This is a genomic window from Halomonas sp. ND22Bw, from assembly GCF_003011945.1.
GTDB lineage: Bacteria > Pseudomonadota > Gammaproteobacteria > Pseudomonadales > Halomonadaceae > Halomonas > Halomonas halophila.
In genome coordinates, this window is sequence record NZ_PXWD01000830.1 from 1 (window position 1) to 274 (window position 274).

At 74.8% G+C, this 274-nt stretch carries 1 protein-coding gene; it reads right to left on the minus strand.

The features are described 5' to 3' along the window. Positions 1-212, minus strand: a 212-nt coding sequence (locus CVH10_RS20465) for an EamA family transporter (RefSeq protein ID WP_369335915.1), incomplete at its 3' end; no start/stop codon positions are given. Positions 213-274 lie beyond the last annotated feature (62 nt).

Consider the following 274-nt stretch of genomic DNA (forward strand, 5'->3'; position numbering starts at 1 on the left):
GGGGCGCCGGGTTCGCCCAGGAGCCAGCCAGCCAGCGCCAGCCCGAGGCAGGGCTGCAGCCGCGGCAGTTGGCCGACCCCCGCGATGCCGCCCAGCGCCAGCCCGCGATACCAGAACACGAAGCCGCCCAGCATGCTGAACACCGAGACGTAGGCGAGGCCGCCCCAGGCCGGCCAGCCGATGACGGTCCAGGCCGGGGGCCGCGTCGCCACGGCCAGCACGGCCATCGCTGGAAGGGACAGGACGAGGGACCAGGAGATGACCTGCCACCCCC